At 70.0% G+C, this 15,814-nt stretch carries 16 protein-coding genes; 2 read left to right on the top strand and 14 right to left on the bottom strand.

From position 1 onward, the window contains the following. Positions 1–24: 24 nt before the first annotated feature. The 3 genes from OHA64_RS26025 to sbnA form a co-directional block, all read right to left on the bottom strand. The gene (locus OHA64_RS26025) at positions 25–240 is read right to left on the bottom strand and encodes an MbtH family protein (protein ID WP_405617054.1); all 216 of its coding nucleotides are present in this window, start codon (positions 238–240) and stop codon (positions 25–27) included. 232 nt (positions 241–472) lie between these two features. After that, positions 473–2,806, bottom strand: a complete 2,334-nt coding sequence (locus OHA64_RS26020) for an MMPL family transporter (protein ID WP_405617052.1) — start codon at positions 2,804–2,806, stop codon at positions 473–475. Positions 2,807–2,922: 116 nt separating this feature from the next. After that, complete coding sequence (sbnA, locus tag OHA64_RS26015; protein ID WP_405617050.1) at positions 2,923–3,924, bottom strand: 2,3-diaminopropionate biosynthesis protein SbnA; 1,002 nt, start codon at positions 3,922–3,924, stop codon at positions 2,923–2,925. Positions 3,925–4,098: 174 nt separating this feature from the next. Between sbnA and OHA64_RS26010 the strand changes: the two genes are divergently transcribed. Both OHA64_RS26010 and OHA64_RS26005 read left to right on the top strand, forming a co-directional pair. Next, positions 4,099–4,308 carry a hypothetical protein gene (locus tag OHA64_RS26010; RefSeq protein ID WP_405617048.1) on the top strand — a complete coding sequence of 70 codons (210 nt, stop codon included), beginning with the start codon at positions 4,099–4,101 and terminating at the stop codon, positions 4,306–4,308. Positions 4,309–4,396: 88 nt separating this feature from the next. After that, the gene (locus OHA64_RS26005; protein WP_405617046.1) at positions 4,397–5,017 is read left to right on the top strand and encodes a DUF4097 family beta strand repeat-containing protein; all 621 of its coding nucleotides are present in this window, start codon (positions 4,397–4,399) and stop codon (positions 5,015–5,017) included. Positions 5,018–5,160: 143 nt separating this feature from the next. On the opposite strand, the gene OHA64_RS26000 is transcribed toward OHA64_RS26005, so the two are convergent. The 11 genes from OHA64_RS26000 to OHA64_RS25950 all read right to left on the bottom strand — a co-directional run bounded on the left by OHA64_RS26000 (position 5,161) and on the right by OHA64_RS25950 (position 15,702). Beyond that, entirely contained in the window at positions 5,161–7,047 is a 1,887-nt protein-coding gene (locus tag OHA64_RS26000) for a BTAD domain-containing putative transcriptional regulator (protein ID WP_405617044.1), read from the bottom strand. Between the two features lie 957 nt (positions 7,048–8,004). Next, the gene (locus OHA64_RS25995; RefSeq protein ID WP_405617042.1) at positions 8,005–8,529 is read right to left on the bottom strand and encodes a hypothetical protein; all 525 of its coding nucleotides are present in this window, start codon (positions 8,527–8,529) and stop codon (positions 8,005–8,007) included. A gap of 86 nt (positions 8,530–8,615) precedes the next feature. Further along, complete coding sequence (locus OHA64_RS25990; protein ID WP_405617040.1) at positions 8,616–8,897, bottom strand: hypothetical protein; 282 nt, start codon at positions 8,895–8,897, stop codon at positions 8,616–8,618. Beyond that, on the bottom strand, positions 8,894–9,229 hold the full coding sequence (locus OHA64_RS25985; RefSeq protein ID WP_405617038.1) for an ArsR/SmtB family transcription factor: 336 nt from the start codon (positions 9,227–9,229) through the stop codon (positions 8,894–8,896). The genes OHA64_RS25990 and OHA64_RS25985 overlap by 4 nt, the downstream gene beginning before the upstream one ends. Positions 9,230–9,466: 237 nt before the next feature. Further along, positions 9,467–10,513, bottom strand: coding sequence for a hypothetical protein (locus OHA64_RS25980; RefSeq protein ID WP_405617036.1), 1,047 nt, complete (start codon positions 10,511–10,513; stop codon positions 9,467–9,469). Between the two features lie 142 nt (positions 10,514–10,655). Next, on the bottom strand, positions 10,656–11,303 hold the full coding sequence (locus OHA64_RS25975) for a hypothetical protein (protein WP_405617034.1): 648 nt from the start codon (positions 11,301–11,303) through the stop codon (positions 10,656–10,658). Positions 11,304–11,377: 74 nt separating this feature from the next. Continuing rightward, on the bottom strand, positions 11,378–12,556 hold the full coding sequence (locus OHA64_RS25970) for a cytochrome P450 (RefSeq protein ID WP_405617032.1): 1,179 nt from the start codon (positions 12,554–12,556) through the stop codon (positions 11,378–11,380). After that, positions 12,553–13,776, bottom strand: a complete 1,224-nt coding sequence (locus tag OHA64_RS25965) for an MAB_1171c family putative transporter (RefSeq protein WP_405617029.1) — start codon at positions 13,774–13,776, stop codon at positions 12,553–12,555. Before OHA64_RS25965 ends, OHA64_RS25970 begins: the two co-directional genes overlap by 4 nt. Next, positions 13,773–14,300, bottom strand: a complete 528-nt coding sequence (locus OHA64_RS25960; RefSeq protein ID WP_405617027.1) for a regulator component — start codon at positions 14,298–14,300, stop codon at positions 13,773–13,775. The genes OHA64_RS25965 and OHA64_RS25960 overlap by 4 nt, the downstream gene beginning before the upstream one ends. Before the next feature lie 166 nt (positions 14,301–14,466). Then, complete coding sequence (locus tag OHA64_RS25955; RefSeq protein WP_405617025.1) at positions 14,467–14,922, bottom strand: helix-turn-helix domain-containing protein; 456 nt, start codon at positions 14,920–14,922, stop codon at positions 14,467–14,469. Positions 14,923–15,219: 297 nt separating this feature from the next. Continuing rightward, complete coding sequence (locus OHA64_RS25950) at positions 15,220–15,702, bottom strand: ATP-binding protein (RefSeq protein ID WP_405617023.1); 483 nt, start codon at positions 15,700–15,702, stop codon at positions 15,220–15,222. Positions 15,703–15,814 lie beyond the last annotated feature (112 nt).

Here is a 15,814-nt window from a genome sequence, read left to right as displayed (position 1 = left end):
TCGGCGGTGGAGGGCGGGCAGGTGTCAGGCGCTCGCCTGCTCCATGCGGCGGCGCAGGCTCAGCGGGCGCATGTCGGTCCAGACCTCGCCGATCCGGGCCAGGCACTCCTCGCGGGTGCCTGTGGTGCCCTCGGCCCGCCAGCCGGCCGGGAGGTCACGGTCCGCCGCCCAGATCGAGTACTGCTCTTCGTCGTTCAGGACCACGTGGTACATACGGTCGTCGGCACGCTCGTCGGCCATGACAGAACTCCTCGTCGGGGTGGTGTGTCGGCGCTGCCCGCCGTGACGCGGCACCGGCTCCGTGGCCTGCGGACAGGTCCGTCAGGCTGCGGGCATCGTGCTGTTCATCCTTCCGAGGGCTCCCATACTCCGGCTCTACCGGAGCTATCGGGGCGCCGTGACGGCGAACACGGCGGCCCGGCCGCCCCACGGGTGGGGTGGCCGGGCCGCTGCGTGCCGGACGGTCGGGGTGTCAGACCCGTTCGACGTCCTTGTCCCTCTCCTCCGTCCTGGTGTCCTCCGTGGCCTTCTCGTGGCCGGCGGCGGGCGGTTCCGGGCTCTTCTCGGCGGCCACCGCGGGGATCCAGGCGAACGCCCGGGGCAGTGTCCAGCTGCGGTCCCCGAGCAGGACCAGCGCCGCGGGCAGCAGCACGCCGCGCACCAGCGTGGCGTCCACCAGAATGGCCACCGCCATGCCGATGCCGAGCATCTTGTAGTCGAGCATGGACAGCGTGGCGAAGATCGAGAACACCGCGATCATGACCACGGCGGCGCTGGTGACGACGCCGGCGCTGCCGCCGATGCCCCGGGTCACGGCCGTGTTCGTGTCGGCACCGTCCATGCGCAGTTCCCTGATCCGGCTGATGATGAAGACGTGGTAGTCCATCGACAGGCCGAACAGGATCACGAACATGAACAGCGGGAGCCAGCTGATGATCCCGCCGTACGACTCAAAGCCCAGCAGTCCGCTGAGGTGGCCGTCCTGGAAGATCAGCGTGACGACTCCGTACGCGGCGCCGATGGACAGTACGTTCAGCGCGATGGACACCAGCGGGATCGCCAGCGACCGGAACGCCGAGACCAGCAGCAGGAACGCGAAGATCAGGACGAACCCGAAGACGACCGGCGTACGGCTGTCCAGCGCGGCCGCCATGTCGGCCGGGCCGGCGGTCTGCCCGGTGACGGCGTAGCGCAGTCCGTCGACCTCGCCGAGGCTGCGCGGCAGTGCCGTGTCCCGCAGCAGCTCCAGCGCCTTCTGGGACTCGGCGTCGTTGCCGGTACCTGCCAGCGGAACGGTGACGACGACGGTCCCGCCGTCCCCGATCTTCGCGGTCCTGACCGGTTCGGCCAGCGCCCCGTCGCTGCGGGACACCTGCTCGTGCAGGGCGGTGACGGCCTCGTCGAAGGCACCGGTGCCGACGGCGGATCCGGTGACGACCACCTGTGCCGGGGCCGGCTTTCCGGGGAACGCCTCCTGGATGGCGACCAGGTGGGAGATCTCCGGCACGCTGTCGGGGAACCGCTCCTGGAGTGAGGGGTCGGCCAGCCGCATGCCGGCGGCGGGCAGCGCGGCCAACACCAGGGCGACGACCGCCGCCCCGCCCCAGACCACCGGCCGCCGCACGACCTGGGCCACGACCGCCGTCCAGGCCCGGGAGCTGCGCGCCTCGGCGCGGCGTCGGCCGATCCAGGGCAGGCGCAGGCCGTCCACCTTGGAGCCGAGCATGGACAGGACGGCGGGCAGCGCGGTCAGCGAGCCCACCACCGCGAGCAGCACCACGGCGATGCTGCCGACAGCCATGCCGGTGAAGGTGTCGATGCCGGTGAGGAAGAGTCCCGCCATGGAGACGGCGACGGTCAGCCCGGAGACGACCACGGCCCGCCCGGAGGTGGCCGCGGTGATCCGCAGGGCCTGCGCGGTGTCGCGTCCGGCCAGCCGTTCCTCACGCTCCCTGCGGAGATAGAACAGGGTGTAGTCGACGCCGACGGCCATGCCGATGAGGAGGACCACCGAGGACGCGGTGTCGTTCACCGGGAGCCAGTTGGCGGCCAGGGTCAACAGCCCCATGGAGGCGAGGACGGCGGTCACGGCGAGCAGCAACGGGATGCCCGCCGCGATCAGCGCGCCGAAGACCACGAGGAGGATGACCAGCGTCAGCGGGACGGAGGTCATCTCGGCGGTGGCGAAGTCCTCGGCGGTGGCCTGCTCGACGGCGAAGTCGACGCTGGCATCGCCGGCCTGGACGATCGTCAGACCTTGGTGCCGGTCGGCGACTTGCCCGACCTTCTGCTGGGCCTGCTCGACCACCTCGGCCGCGTTGTCCCAGCCGTGGCCGGGTCCGGCGAGCGAGAAGGTCACGAGCACGGAACGGCCGTCGGCGGAGACCAGGCCGCCGGGTTCGGCGGGCGTCGGCACCACCACGTCCGACACCTTGCCGGTCAGGCCGCGCAGCGTGCTGCCCACGTCCTGGACCGCCTTCTGGAGCGCGGTGTCATCGCGGAAGCCGGGGGAGTCGTCGCCGGCCTGGACGAGGATGTTCTCGCTGGGCGGCCGGGTGTCGTCACCCGCCTCCTCGATCATGACCTGGGCCCGGCCCGACTCTCCCGGGTCGTGGTTCTGCGGCCCCTTGCCGCCTACGGCCGCACCCACCGCGAAGGTGAGCACGACGAAGGCGAGCCAGCCGAACAGCGCGGCCTTGCGCCGGCGTGCCGACCAGGCGGCCACTCTCTCGATCAGGGGTTCGGGCTGTCCCCGTCCAGGAGGCAGCGGGTTGGTGGGGGCAGCCGGCTCACCGTTGGAGGGCACGAGCGGCTCTCCCTTCTCGTTCGATTCCTTCAAGTACCGCGCGGGGCGCGCGACACGCCTGAGGGTCCGCCGGTGCGGTGTGCGGGGAGCCGGCGGACCGTGGGAGGCGCAGGGGTTCAGCTGTCGCTGCCCTTCTGCTGCTTCCACAGGTGGGAGATCTCACCGAAGGACGAACTGACCCACTGGTCGGAGTAGATGGTGTCCAGGTATCGGTCGCCCCCGTCCGGGAAGATCAGGACACAGTTGGAGCCGGGAGGGATGCGGCCGGTGAACTTCTCCAGAGCCGCCACGGTCGCGCCGGAGGATCCTCCGGCGAGCACCGCCTCGGTCAGGACGAGCCGGCGGCAGGCCACCACGCAGTCGATGTCGGTCACATGGACCACGTGGTCGGCGGCGTCCGGGTCCAGGAGCGCCGGTGGCACGGACGCTCCGTGGCCCGGGATGAGCCTGGGTGCGCCCTGCTGTCCGAAGATCCTGCTGCCCACGGCGTCGACCGCGACGACGGTGGTGTCGAGTCCCTGTTCGCGCAGGTACTCCGAGCAACCGCGCAGAGTGCCGAAGGTGCTGACCGCGGCGAACAGGTAGTCGACCTTCCCGTCCAGCGTCTCGACGATCTCCCTCATCGTCTCCCGGTGGGCCTGCGGGTTCAGCGGGTTGGAGTACTGGTTGGGCCAGTAGGCACCCGGCACGGTCGCCACCAGTTCCCGCACCCGCTCCAGACGTGCCGCGAGGTACTCGCCCGTCTTCGGGTCCGGCGTCATGACCACTTCGAACTTTGCTCCGTACGCGCGCAGGAGCGCCAGGTTCTGCTGTGTGGTCTTGGCGTCGACGACGCAGATGAAGTCGAGTCCGTAGTACCGGCAGATCTGGGCGATGCCGACGGCCAGGTTGCCGGAACTCGACTCGATCACGACCGAGCGCCCCGGGACGAGTTGGCCGTCCTGGATCCTGCGGAGCAACATGCCCAGGGCCGACCGGTCCTTGACGCTTCCTCCCGGGTTGAACCTCTCAATCTTGGCGAAGACCCTGGAGCCCAGTCCAGGGAAGACCTTTCCCAGCTCCACCAACGGGGTTTCCCCTATGGCCGCCAGAATTCCGTTGAGCACGGGACGGCCCATGTCGGGTGCCCTCCGCTGCTGAATCGTGTTGTCCCGGGGCCCGTCGCTGTCTTCCGCGTGCCGCCGGCTGACCGCGACCAGCGTGCGGGGCGCCTCTATGCCGCACCTATCGCGCTTCCATGGCGAGGGCTTCGCCGCAGGCCGCGGGCAGGCCCGACCCCTACGATCATCCATGTGTCCCGGCCCCCGGTCGGTCCGCGCACACCCGGCACAGCCGCCTCGGTGTGGGTGTCCTGGCGTCCGGACGCCGGACGCGGCAGCCCGGGCCGTCAGCCGGGGCACCGCATCACCATGGCACACCGGGTACGGCCGAAGGGGCGGGCCGGGGGCGCCCGCGGCGGCAACATGCTGCCACCGCAGCCTCCTGCCATCGAGGTCGCCTGACAGCCCTTCGAGGTGTCAGCAGACTTGTCGACTGGGGGCTTTCGGCCCTCCGCGCGCCACGTCACCCAAAGGCAAAGGAAACACCACCGTGAAGACCAAGGCTCACGCCGCAGCAGCCCTGACGCTCATGGCGCTTCTCTCCGGTTGCATGACGGACGATGAGACCTCCGAGAGCAACTCCTACACAGTGAAGGAGTCCGTCTCGGCACTGAACGTCAAGAGCAACGGCGGTCTCATCGAGCTGGTCGGCAGCGACCGGACGACCGTACAGGTGACCGAGAAGTTCCGTTACTCGGGTGGCAAGCCGGCGACCGAGCACGCGGTGAGCGGCTCCACGCTCAGCCTGAAGACCGAGGGCTGCTCGTCGGACTCCTCGCCCTGCGAGGTGTCGTACCGGCTGGAGGTGCCCCGGAAACTGGCCGTGACCCTTGCCTCCGAGGGCGGCGACGTCCAGGTCACCACCCTGGCCGGGAATCTCACCGTCGACACCGCCGGCGGCGACGCGGACGCCGCGTTCTCCGCCGCGCCCGACACCGCCGACGTACGCACCGACGGCGGCGATCTCAGCCTGCGGCTGCCCGGCGGCCCCTACGCCGTCGACGCCGACGCCGAGGGCGGCTCGGAGAAGGTGACCGTCAAGACGGACCCCGCCTCCGCGCACAAGGTGACCGCCAAGTCCGGCGGCGGGGACGTCACCATCGGCTCCTGAACGCGCACCCCTCCAGCGGAAGCCCGGCCTCCGACTGCGGCTGCCCGGCGGCCCCTACGGCCGTCGACGCGGACACCGGCGGCCCGGAGAAGGTGACCGTCCCCCCTTCCCGGAGGCCCGATTTCCGCCGGCGGAGTGCGGGGTCAGGCCACTTCGCCGCGTCCGCTGACCAGTCGCGGTCGGCCGGTCCGGTCGAGGGGCGTGTGCTGGTCCCGGCCCGTCTCGCCGCGCGTCGCCTGCTCCAGGCCGAAGGCCCGGACCAGCCGGTGCATGCGGTAGCCGCGGTACTCGCCGTCGACGGGCTGCAACAAGTGATCGTCGACCAGCAGTTCCACCACATCCTGCGCCTGGTCCAGGGGCAGGTCGAGCAGCAGCGACGCCGTACGGGCGCTGAAGGCGGGGATGTCCGGCCGGGCCAGCAGGCACAGCGCGCGCCGGGCGGGTTCGGTCAGCAGGCGGTAGCTGGCCGCCAGGACGTCGCGCACCCCCAGATCGGCGAGGCACAACTCGTCCAGACCGCGCCGCGGGTCGGTGAGCCGGTCGGCCAGCCCGCGCGGCGTCCAGTGCGGCCGGGCGGCCAGCCGCGATCCGGCGATCCGTAGCGCCAGCGGCAGCCCCCCGCAGGCATCCGCCAGTTCCTCGGCCGACTCCGGGTCGGCCCCGATCCGTTCCTCGCCGACCGTGCTGCACAACAGCGCGGCCGCCTCGGACCGGGTGAAGGTGCCGAGCAGGAGAGGACGTACGCCTTCCAAGGCGCTCAGCTGGGTGCGCCCGGTGACCAGGACACCGCAGCCGGGAGCGGCGGGCACCAGCGGCCGCACCTGCCGGGCACCCGCGGCGTCGTCCAGCACGATCAGGCAGCGCCGGTCGGCGAGCGTGCTGCGGTACAGCCGGGTGCGTTCGGCGAGGCCGGCCGGGATGTCCCGGCTGTCGACGCCCAGCGCCCGCAGCAGGTCGGCGAGCGCGTCGGCGGGGTCCAGCGGCGTCACCGAGGTGCCGCGCAGGTCCACCCAGAGCTGGCCGTCGGGATATTCGTCGACGAGCTGGTGCGCGACGTGCAGCGCGAGCGAGGTCTTGCCCACGCCCGGCATGCCGACGACGACGCCCACGGCCGGGGTCCCGGCGCGCTGCCGGCCGGCGAGCTGGGTCCTCAGCCGTATGATCTCCGGCTCCCGGCCGATGAAGTCCCACAGCGCGGGCGGCAGTTCCGCGGGCGACGCGGGTGCCGGCCGGGGTTGCTCGGCGCGGGTGGCCGCCGGGGCGGGCGTTGCCAGGACGGGGGCGGCGACGAGGATCGACTGGTGCAGCCGCTGCAGCGATGGGGTGGGATCGATGCCCAGTTCGTCGGCCAGGGTCCGGCGGCAGCCCTGATACACGGTGAGTGCCTCCGCCTGCCGCCCGCACCGGTACAGAGCGGTCATGAGCTGGCCGCACAGATGCTCGCGGAGAGGGTAGGAGGCGGCCAGGCCGGTCAGCTCGGAGACGAGTTCGGCGTGCCGCCCGAGAGTGAAGTCGGCCTCGATCCGGCGCTCGAGGACGGTCAGGCGCATCTCCTCCAGCCGGCCCCGCTCAGCCTCGGCCAGGTAGTCGGTCACTCCGCCCAGCACCGGCCCGCGCCAGACCGCCAGCGCCTTGCGCAACAGCAGCGCGGCGTTGTCGGCGTCGCCCCCGGCCAGCGCGTCACGGCCGAGCGCGGCGAAGTGCTCGAACTCGGCCACGTCCGTGTCCCAGGTGCCCGCCTCCCCCGTACCGTCCGGAACCCGCAGCAGGTAGCCGGGGCGCTGACGGACCACCTCGGCCTGGTCGCCGAGCAGTTGCCGCAGCCGCGACATGTACGTCTGTATCTGCGCGGCCGATGTCGCGGGCGGGGCCTCGCCCCACAGCAGGGCGGACAGCCGGGAGTCGGGGACGACCCTGCCGCGCGCGAGGACCAGCGCGGCGAGGGCGGTTCGCAGCTTGGACCCGCTGAGCGCGATCTTGTGACGGGGAGTCGTCCATGCTTCGACCGAACCCAGAACCAGGAATCTCATGTTCTCCCTCTGAATGCATGCGAAAGAGGGGGTGCATCCCCACTGAGGACGCCCGCCTGCTGTGGCTTGGTGCGTACTGGCCTGTGGAGCGCGAACCGTCCCGGTGGGGTGGGTTGTCGCTCAGCGGGCTTCAAAAGCCGTGGGCGGCAGGCGGTGGGGGACACCTGTCGCAGGGCCGTGGACGACGGGAACGGCGTGGTGGCCGTGCGTCGTCGGCGCGGAAGTTGTTCGGTCTGGCCGGCTCAGTCGCGCCCGTAGCGGTGCAGCTCGTGGAAGGAGCCGTCCACGACGGCCAGTTCGCCGCGTCGCCGGATCTCCTCGTACACGAACCGTCGGCCACGAGGCCGAGGCCGCCGAGACCGAACAGGGAGAAGACCAGGGGCCGGCCGTCGGGCAGGACGGCCTCGCCCGTCAGCACCTGAAACAGGTGGACATGCACGAAGTCCCGTTGGCCGGCGGGCTGTTCGGCGGGAGGGGGCGAGGTCCAGGGCGCTGCCGATGGAGCTTTCCGGACGGGCGCAGGGGTATCCGGCGTCGTGGGAGGTGGGGCGGTCCTGGGAGCGCGGGAAGCTGGACGGAGGGTTGACGCTCTGCCCGGCACGGTGCGGCCGGTGGGTCTCCTCGACCAGTTCGACGATTCTCTTCTCCTGGCCGCGCGGTGGGTGCTGCACCCGCGCGCCGGAGATGACGGCGAACGACGATCTCGTCACGCCTTTGGACATCCAGGACTCCCCCCAAACCCCACCTGAGGTGAGGCACATCAGGTCATGTCGAGGGATGGTCCCGATTTAGATCAGTTCCGCTCAAAGACCGTTCAGAAACGGTCAATCAAACGCGCGAACTACCAGGACTCCCCCGTCAGTCAGAATCCTGCCGTCCTGGCGCGGAACTGTCAGCCGCTCAGGCTGTCAGCCTCCTGCAATGACAGGACGATGCCAATGTGATCTCAGGTGCGTCTCAGAGCGCGTGAGGCGCCTGGGGCACCGGCCACAGCTCGCTGTGGAGCCGACTCTCCGCGGTCGTGACGGTGACCCCGCGGTAGCTTCCCGCCGTCTCGGCGAGCCAGAAGTCGGGACCGAGGCGCGTGGCCAGAACTGTGCGCGTGGCGCCGCCCCGGGCCTCGCCGACGAACTCGGCACAGACGCTGAACTCGCCGGCGCACAGCCGCCCCCAGGCCAGCGACCACGACCGCTCGCCCCGCCTGCCGTGCAGGGCGCCGGCCAGTACGCGCCCGGAGCCGACCCGGGCCGGGGTCAGCGCCAGCGGCTCGTCGTTCGCCAGCAGCACCAGCGTCGCCGGGCCCTGGGAGACCGGGTCCGCCACCAGGCGGACCACTATGCCGCTGTTCGCCAGCACCAGGTCACCACCGGCCCTGGGCGGGCGGACCCCGCCCGCCGGGAGCGGTGCGGGCCCGGTTGCCGGTTCGTCGGCCACCGTCAGGGCGGCCGTCGGAATGGGGGTCGTCACGGCGTTCCGGAGCATGGCAGTTGTCCTTCCAGCGGGGGTGGGTGGGATACGGGGCTGCGGACCGAGCCCCTACGGACGGCAAGCGGGGTGATGCCGTGTCACTAGACGTCCTTGAGTACCCGCTCGACGGACTTCACCCGGTCGCTCATGTCGTTGAGCTGGAGGCGCACCTCGACCAGCTCGCGCTCCATGTCCTGCTGGGCCATCACCGCCTTCTCGGCGATGCCCTTGTAGTCGCTCTCCCTGGACATCACGGACTTGGCCCGCCAGACCGCGATGGTCGGCCAGATCACGAGCATCGCGCACACCACGATGAATCCCATGGACCCGAAGGACCAGATCATGCCGTCGCTGTCGGCCGAGGCCAGTTGCACAGGGCTCATTGAGGGTCTCCTTGACTTTGGTCAGCGGTGAGTGAGAGCGCGGCGGCTGCGAGAGCCTCGGGCGTGAGGTGCAGCGAGAACGGCTCGATGTCGTAGTACTTCATGGCTTTGCCGTCCTCGGAGAGCACGAGCCTCGAGGTGACCAGACCTGCCGCTTCCAGCTTGCGCAGGTGGACCTGGAGCAGCGCACGACTGATCCCCAGTTCGCGCGCCAGCCGGCTCACGTAGTCCTGACCGCCCGTCAGGGCAGCCAGGATGCGCATCCGGTGCGGGTTGGCGAGCGTGGCCAGGATCTGCACCAGCCGGTCACCCGTCACTTCGGAAAGCTTCATGCCCCTCCTCTATCTGCAAACAAATCCTTGCAGGTGCCATGACGAGCTGTCAACTGCCTCGCAGAGTAGGCACATGCAATGGACTCGCTCGCGATAACGCCGAAGGGCGTCCGGGCCGCGGATGACCACGGACCGGACGCCCTCAGGACGACAGGAGCACTGGGGCGTCTCCCGCCACGAAGCAGCGCGGGGCCCGGCCGTGCCGGCCGGACCCCGCGCGGACTGCGGCGGTGCGGATCAGCCGCAACGCCAGACGGCGGGGAACCGCGGATAGTCCGCACCCGGACGGGCCTTCGCGCCCGCCAGCGACCCGTCGTCGGCGAGCGCGGTCAGCTCACCGTCGCTCGGGGCGGCACCCACACTGGCGGTCATCTGCCACAGACTGGCGACCAGCCTCTTGTTGCTGCCGAGGATCAGCCCCTGGCTGTTGATGGCACTGGTGCCCTGGCCGTTGGGCAGGGCCGTCGCCTTGCCGTCCTTGTTCCACACGACGGCGGACCGGGCGAAGCTGGAGGTCAGGGCATCACCGATGACATTGCCGTTCGAGATCCCGGTGACCTGGGCGTGCGCCGCGCCGGCCGGTATCGGCAGCTGCTTCGCCGTGCCGTTCTTCCACAGGTACGGCCGCCAGGTGCCCTTGGCGTCGTCCTCGGCGGTGACCGCCACCGTGCCGTCGGTGTCGACGCCCTCGACCCTGCTGCCCTTGGGGAAGCCGGACAGCTTGACCACGGTGCCGGGCCGGGCCGCCGGCCACATGTAGACCTCACGGTAGTTCGGGTCGGCTCCGTAGCCGTCGCCGTAGATGTCCCCGTTCTCCGTGACCGCGCGCGTCTGGAGGTCGTGGGAGCCGGCGGGTACCGGAAGCTGCTCCAGTTTCCCGTCGCGGGAACGGACCGGGAACCACGACACGTTCGGCCAGCCCTCCACCACGCTGGTGATCTTCGCACCGTGACCCACCACGGTGCCCGCGCTGTTCACGTCGCTGATGTACAGGTCGTAGTCGGCGCCGGCGGCGGGCCCCAGGTCGGTCAGCTTGCCGTTGGTCCACAGGACGGCGTGCTCCAGCGCGTCGTCCCCGGGGAACTGGACCTCCCCCGCATACACACCGGCCCCGCCCGTCGCCGTCACGCTTCCGGACTCGACCCCCTCAGGTACCGGCAGGTGGGCGGCCTGGTAGGTGCACGCCTGTGGGGCGGCCTGAGCCGAGGTCGCCATGCCGGTGACCGCGGAGGCGGCCAGGAACGTCGTGACCAGGAAAGTGACGTTGCGTCTTTTCGGGTTCATGTCATCCCATCGAAGCGGTGAATGCCTGCCCGTCCAGTCTTCGTGCCACCTCTATGTTCCATCTATGTCACGCACAGTGACGCGGCGGCGGGTTACGGGATCAGGCGAGGACTCACCCGCGTCCGCTGACCGGCGGAGCAGGTCAGGCGCTGACCGTGCGCAGGAAGTGGTCCGCGTCGTCCGGCTCGGCCAGGCGGGCGAGTTCCAGCCAGGAGCCGTCGGGGAAGCGGAGCCTGAAGGTGGCGTAGCCTCGCGGCTGGCCCGGCTCGGCCTCGATGCGGGCCTCACCGGAGGAGAACTCCGCGAAGGTCCGGAAGTCGTCTGCTTTGGTGGGTGACATGGTGCGGCGCGGGGAGGCGGCCAGGCAGACGCGGTCGCGAGCCAGCAGCACCAGGCGTTTGGGGTTGGGCGAGTGGCCGTACCAGCGCAACAACAACTGTCCTGCGGTCAGGTTCCAGTCACCGTCGAAGACGGCGCTGGTCGGGTCGTTGGCAGGGCGGCCGCTTGGGGTGGCGCGGCGGGTGGAGTTTCCCTCGCCGGAGGCAGGCTGCCCGCCCAGCACATCACCGAGTTTGTCGACGAGCATCATCGGTACGACGATGAAGAAGAACACGACACCGCCGACGTACAGCAGCCACGGATGTCCCGGCTTCAGTCGTCCTTTGCCCGCCGCGCGGTGAACCGCCTTGGGAGGTACGGGAATCGGCTTGCCGATCTCGCACCAGACCAGAGCGACGGGATCCTCGCCCAGAATCTTCCGGGCCCGCCGCTGCACCTTGCGCTTCGCCATGCCGGAGAGCCTAGGCCTTGGATGTCACATTTCGGCCAGGACAGCCAGGCCCCAGGCTTCTGGTGCCCTCGTCGTCACAGAGTCAGCGGCAGGGATGCGAGGCCGCGCATCAACCGCGTGTGCCGCCACTCCAGTTCCTCGGCGGGAACAGCCAGCCGGACGTCGGGGAAGCGGGACATGACCGCCCGGAGTGCGAGTTCGGCTTCGGCTCGCGCCAGGGGTGCTCCCAGGCATCTGTGAATACCGTGGCCGAAGGCGAGGTGGCCGGTGGCGTCACGGTCGAGGTCGAGGTGGTCCGGTGCGGGGAAGCGGTCGGCGTCGCGGTTGGCCGCGCCGGGAGCGATGAGTACCGGGACGCCTGCGGGGATCACGGTTCCCCCGAGGGTGAGTTCCTCCGTGCTGTAGCGGAACGTGGCGATCCCGACGGGCGAGTCGAACCGCAGCAACTCGTCCAGCGCGCTCCCGAGGCGCTCCGGCTCGGCCCTCAACTTAGCCAGGGAATCCGGGTGTTGCAGAAGGGCCAGCGCCGCGTTGCCGATGAAGTTGGTGGTGGTCTCGTGGCCCGCCACGAGCAGGAGCACGGCCAGCGATACGAGTTCGTCCTCGGTCAGCCGGTCCTGGCCGTCGCGTACGGCGATGAGGTCGTCGAGCAGACTCTCGCCGGGCGAGCCGCGGCGGGCGGCGACCAGGTCCGTCATGTAGTCGCCGATGGCATGGGAGGCGGCGTCGATGCGCCGGGGGTCTCCGGCGGCGAACAGATCACTCGACCACGTGTGCACGAGTGGACGGTCGGATTCGGGTACCCCGAGCATCTCGCAGATGACGGTGACCGGTAGCGGTACCGCGAGGCTCGCGACGAGGTCCACCGTTCCGTGGTCCGGCCAGGCGTCGAGCAGGTCGTCGACCAGGCCTTCGATGGAGGGACGCAACCGCGCGACGGCACCGGTGGTGAACGCCTTCGTCACCAGAGACCGCAGCCGTGCGTGCTCCGGAGGGTCGGTGGCGAGCATGTTCTGGGAGATGGCCGGATGGAGATCGCGCTGCGACGGCCGGCCGGCGAAGAACCGCACGGTGTTCTTCGACAGCCGAGGATCGGCGAATGCCTCCCGCGCCTCCGCGTGGCCCGTGACCAGGTAGCTGTAGCGCCCTCCTGAACCGGTGGGCACCTTCTGCACCGGCGCCGCGTTCCGCAGCCGGGCGTAGGTCGGGTAGGGGTCGGCGAAGAACCGCGGGTCCTGCAAGGGGTCGGTCATGCTTGCGGTTCCGTTCCCGAGGGTGCCAGTTCGTCAGTGACGGTACGCAAGGTCTCGTCCCGCGCGTAGGCGTGGGCGACGAGAAGCAGCCACTCGGTCTCGGCGCGGAGGTTGCCCGCCCGCGAGGCGGTCCTCGGGGCCGGCGGTGCGGCCTCTGTCTGGGGTTCGCTCCCGGTCTTCTTCGCGTGTACGGCGGCTCGCAGGATCGCGGCCTCCACGATCGCGTCTCCTTCCGGGGTTCCTGCCAGGCCGCGTGCGGCGACGGCCCGCTCGGCGGTCTCCTGGACTCGCGGGGAACGGTGGGGGCGAAGGGCGAGCCCGCCGTCGTTGATCTCGATCACCCGACGGTGGAGGAAGAAATCGGAGTCGTCGGCGTGCTCCTTCTCGTGGAACACGCCGGAGCCCAACACGACTTCGGGTGTCGCGCCGGAGATGTCCTCCCACAGCGGGGCGAGCGCGGCGAAGGACCGTGACTCCCATCGGCGGCGCAGGAACTGGCTGAACGGCCAGACGACCGCCGGGAGGGTGAGACCCAGGGTGATGAGGAGTACGGCCAGGGCGGGCGCTGTCACGCTGAAGACGCAGCGGACCGGGCTGACGGGCGTCGAGCAACGGACGCCGTGCGGGAGGAGGCCCAGTTCGAGCCCGATGGACACCAGGCCGACCACTTTGTACGCGGCGTACAGCAGGGCGAAGAGGCAGCCGACGGCAGTGACGCGCAGGCCGATGCGCTGGCTCCTGCGCCGCGAGTGGGTGGACTGTTTCCAGGTCTGCTTGCAGAAGTCCTTCGCGGTGACCCCGAGATTCGTGATGTAGATCAGCACGTAGAGCGCGTACAGCTGGGGGGAGTCGTCGTTCATATGGCTGGCGGTGAACAGGACCGCCATGCCGGCGACGGAGATCCCGAGGTAGAGCACCCGCAGCCGGATGCTTCGTCGGGCCTCGTCGGGCTCCAGGTTGAGCTGGAACATGAACGCCAGGACGGAGGTCGCGGCGGCCAGCGTGAACGAGTTGCTGAGGAGGCGGCCGCCGTCGGGGACGACGCTTTCGACGGCGTTGTCCACGAACGACACGTACGAGGAGAAGGCGAGAGCGAAGGACACCAGCAGTGCGGCCATGGCCCAGGTGCCGGTGGGTCTGTGGCCGCCCCTCCCACGGACCCAGTAACCGGCGGCGAGGAACAGCACGATGGCCACCCCCGAGAACAACAGGTCGATCATCGGTGCCGACGGCCCTTCCTGGTCGGTTTGGCGAACAGTGCCTCCCAGCGCTCGGCGCCCTTCTCGGGCTCGCTGGGGGGAAGTTCACGTCCGCGGTAGATGTGCTGGCGGATGACGGTGGCCATCATCTCGGCCTCGCGCTCGTCGTCCGTGGAGTAGCTCGTGCGTCCGTGCATACGCCGGACGAGGGTGGGGTTGAAGCCGATGGCACGCAAGGTGTCGGCGTCCAGCTCCAGGCTGCCGGGGTGGTCGCAGACGATGTGACTGATCTCGTGCGCGAGTATGTGGTTCTGGTGCAGAGCGGACGTTCCCTCCTCGTAGAAGAGGAGGTCCGCGGCGGGCGTCTCCAGGCGGATTCCGCACGGTGCGTCGATCGCGCCGAGCGTGTTCAGGGGCCTGAGGATGACGGGACGGCCGCGCTTCTCCGCCACGGCGTCACAGAGGTCCCGGGTGTTGAAGCGGTGGGGCAGCCCGAGCGCGTCCACGCGCTCCTCGCACTCGCGACGAAGCCGCTCAAGGTCCATGTCCGGTCCTGACGTTGCTCGGGTCTGACCTGTGAAGGTGTGACCCCGTACGGCCGGAGTGCGATCCGGAATCCCCGGCACCGAATCGCTCGAAAGTTTAGGCGAATGCCCGGGCCGGTCCAAGAGGATCTCCGCCCTCTGGCCGGATGGCCGGATATGGCGGCTGCTAGTCGTCCAGGTTGAGGGTGTTCGACGTGCTATCGCCCGGGAGGCCCTCCAGGATCCGGGCCTGCTCGATCACCGCCGTCACCATCTGGAGGGTCTCCGTGCTCAGACCGTTGGCGCGCAGGGCGACGGTGCGGACGTTCCGGTCCCGCATGGCGGCGAGGACGGCGATCTCCGCCCGGGTGCGATGGGCGGCCTCCTCGTCGACGAAGTAGCCGGCGGGCACGCCGAAGAAGTCGGCGAGAGCCTTGATCGTGTGCATCGTGGGGTTCTTCTTGGTGCCGGTGCGCAGTTGCTGGATCGCGCTCGCGGTCAGCCCCTTGCCCTCACCTCCCGAAGCCTCCCGGATGCCCTCGGCGACCTCGGCGTACGTGTAGGGGCCGCGACTTTCCGGGTGGACCTCTTTGAACAGGTAGTCCAGCAACTGCGCGAAGGTGCGCGGCTCGTCGTCTGTCACGTCCGGTACGTCCTTGTCATGATCGCCCCCGCGTTCACTCTGGTGCGTGATGGCTGCGGAAAGTGGTGACTCTCCATCAACTCTAGTTGACGATCGCCCGCAACCACGGTGTACGTTCTTACGGGAGTCTCTCGCACCAGAGTGTTCCTCTGCTGCGATCAGGTGTCTCCGAGTTTCTGGGGGCATGACCGATTCCCCCCAGGCGGGTGGCCGGGTTCCACGGGGGTGGGCCCGGCCACCTCGAAGAGACCGTCTGGACCGGCGGGCGTTGTTTCGTACTGGTGGGGTCGTCGAAGCTCAAAAGATATTCAGACCCGTTGAAGTAACGGTCTGCACCTCCGCCCAGACCGTCTTGCCCACGGGGTGGCGGGGCATCCAGCCCCAGCGCACGGCCAGGACGTCCACCAGGAGCAGGCCGCGACCGGACTCGCCGTCGGGGTACGACGTGGGCGGAACCGCGGGCGGCTGTTTCGCGGCGGCGGCGTCGGCGACCTCGATACGGACCAGGCCCGCCGTCTCGTCGAGGCCGAGACCCAGACGGAAGTCGTGCCCCGGTACGCGACCGTGCTGTACGGCGTTCGCGGCGAGTTCGCCGACGACCAGGGCGACCGCGCACGACGCGTCCGACTCCGGCGGGTGCCCCCACTCCTCCATGTGCCGCACGGCGAGGCGTCTCGCGAGCCTGGCGCCCCGGGGTGAGGAGGCGAACTGGGCCGTGAAGGCCAGGGGTTCGGTGCTCGTGCGAGGGCCTTCGCCCGAACTGGTCGTTCCTGTCAGCACAGCGTGACCGTCCTTGCCTGTCGAGTCCTGGGACGTCCCGCGTTGTGCACGAGCCGTCACGTTCCGTACTCAAGAATCGGCAGACAGGCCTAGTCTCAAAAGGTGACGCAGC

It is taken from the genome of Streptomyces sp. NBC_00076 (assembly GCF_045041235.1).
Taxonomy (GTDB): Bacteria; Actinomycetota; Actinomycetes; order Streptomycetales; family Streptomycetaceae; genus Streptomyces.
The sequence above is the reverse complement of the archived record's forward strand: the minus strand, read 5'-3'. Positions and strand labels throughout refer to the sequence as shown.

Bases quoted from the DNA above. Each gene is read 5' to 3' on its own strand.
- OHA64_RS26025 (WP_405617054.1), bottom strand. From the start codon at position 240: ATGGCCGACGAGCGTGCCGACGACCGTATGTACCACGTGGTCCTGAAC.
- sbnA (WP_405617050.1), bottom strand. From the start codon at position 3,924: ATGGGCCGTCCCGTGCTCAACGGAATTCTGGCGGCCATAGGGGAAACC.
- OHA64_RS26000 (WP_405617044.1), bottom strand. From the start codon at position 7,047: ATGAGATTCCTGGTTCTGGGTTCGGTCGAAGCATGGACGACTCCCCGT.
- OHA64_RS25995 (WP_405617042.1), bottom strand. From the start codon at position 8,529: ATGCTCCGGAACGCCGTGACGACCCCCATTCCGACGGCCGCCCTGACG.
- OHA64_RS25990 (WP_405617040.1), bottom strand. From the start codon at position 8,897: ATGAGCCCTGTGCAACTGGCCTCGGCCGACAGCGACGGCATGATCTGG.
- OHA64_RS25985 (WP_405617038.1), bottom strand. From the start codon at position 9,229: ATGAAGCTTTCCGAAGTGACGGGTGACCGGCTGGTGCAGATCCTGGCC.
- OHA64_RS25980 (WP_405617036.1), bottom strand. From the start codon at position 10,513: ATGAACCCGAAAAGACGCAACGTCACTTTCCTGGTCACGACGTTCCTG.
- OHA64_RS25975 (WP_405617034.1), bottom strand. From the start codon at position 11,303: ATGGCGAAGCGCAAGGTGCAGCGGCGGGCCCGGAAGATTCTGGGCGAG.
- OHA64_RS25970 (WP_405617032.1), bottom strand. From the start codon at position 12,556: ATGACCGACCCCTTGCAGGACCCGCGGTTCTTCGCCGACCCCTACCCG.
- OHA64_RS25965 (WP_405617029.1), bottom strand. From the start codon at position 13,776: ATGATCGACCTGTTGTTCTCGGGGGTGGCCATCGTGCTGTTCCTCGCC.
- OHA64_RS25960 (WP_405617027.1), bottom strand. From the start codon at position 14,300: ATGGACCTTGAGCGGCTTCGTCGCGAGTGCGAGGAGCGCGTGGACGCG.